The sequence below is a fragment of the Bacillus cereus group sp. BfR-BA-01441 genome (assembly GCF_022663075.1).
Taxonomy (GTDB): Bacteria; Bacillota; Bacilli; order Bacillales; family Bacillaceae_G; genus Bacillus_A; species Bacillus_A cereus.
Genome location: NZ_JAKUEU010000199.1, coordinates 1 through 1,525, shown reverse-complemented (window position 1 = coordinate 1,525; position 1,525 = coordinate 1). Strand labels below are relative to the sequence as shown.

The window sequence follows — 1,525 nt, the reverse complement described above, 5'->3', positions numbered from 1 at the left end:
AACTTGTCCAACTTTTGAACCAGTTAGCATCGTATATGTTCCGCCTAGCTCTGTATAGTTCATCGGAATCGTTAACATATGGTGTAAACCAAATGGTAATAATAAACGCTCTAACGTTCCATATACAAACGGTGCAACAACTGGTGCACTATCTTTTGAAGCTGCAATCCAGCGACCAAATTCATTTAACCCACTTTGGATGAATGGCCATAGAAGTGATAATACAATCGCAGTAACTGTAGACCAAAGAATTACAACGAATGGTACAAATCGTTTTCCATTAAAGAATGCTAATGCCTGTGGCAGTTTATTATAGTTATAATATTTGTTATATAAAGTAGCTCCTAAGAAACCTGTGATAATCCCTACGAACACTCCCATGTTTAATGCAGGTGCACCAAGTACAGAAGTAAAGTAATCTTTTACAATTAAATCTCCCGCTATTACTGAAGAAACTTTCGCTTTTGAATCCGCTAACATTTCAGCGTTTACCCCAAATATAGCTCCTGTAATTCGGTTTGTTAAGACGAATGCTAATAGCGCTGCAAATGCACCACCCGCGCGATCTTTCGCCCAAGATCCCCCAATTGCTACTGCGAATAAGATGTGTAGATTTGTAATGATTGCCCAACCGATGTCTTCCATTACGCGAGCGATTGTATGAACTGCGTTAACATCCCCAGCAGACATACCAATTAACTTACCGATGGAAATCATTAAACCAGCTGCTGGCATTACGGCTACAACAACTAATAACGCTTTCCCGAACTTTTGCCAAAAATCAAAAGACGTAATTTTCATCTGTTCTTCCTCCCCTTTATTTATAAAAACATAATGATTTAAATTATAATTTCTGTTCCCTTTATGAAAACGATTCCTTATGTTACTTTATTTTCATCTTTACGCAACCGTTTTCATAAATCTATTTTAATAAAAGCGTTTTCACTTTGCAATAGAAATTTATTTTTTTTAATAAAAAAAGATGCTCAAAGAGCATCCTTTTTTATTATGAAATGCGATAAACCCTTGTTTCATAAGGCTTTAAAGCAATTGTTGTTACTTCTTCATGTTCCGCAACTTCATAGTTATTTAAAAGCAAACGTTTGCGTTCTAGTGCAAATGAACCCTCATTATACACAGCTTCCTCTTTTGAGATATTACTAATTACAATGACTTTTTCATCCTGTAACGTACGTGTATATGCATAAATTTGTGGATCGTCTTCTAAAAGTAAATCATACGTACCATAGTTCAGTACATCGTGCTCTTTTTTCAGGGCAATCATTTTCTTATAGAAATTAAAAATAGACTTTTCTTCATTTTTTTGCTTTTCAACATTAATTTCTTTGTAATTTGGATTCATGCTAAACCAAGGTGTACTTGTTGTGAAACCAGCATTCATCTCATCATTCCACTGCATAGGTGTACGTGAATTATCGCGGCAAGAAGCCCATATAATCTCCATCATATCTTGATGTGGTACGCCCTCTGCAATTTTCTCGCGATATAAATTTTTAATTGCTAC

The 1,525-nt window shown here is 35.4% G+C and carries 2 protein-coding genes; both read right to left on the bottom strand.

Annotated features, from left to right (window positions below):
- A partial coding sequence (locus MR107_RS29885; protein WP_242293143.1) for a PTS transporter subunit EIIC occupies positions 1-801 on the bottom strand: 801 nt, incomplete at its 3' end.
- A 205-nt stretch (positions 802-1,006) separates the two neighbouring features.
- Positions 1,007-1,525: alpha-amylase family glycosyl hydrolase (locus MR107_RS29880; RefSeq protein ID WP_242293142.1), on the bottom strand; the 519-nt coding region annotated here is incomplete at its 5' end.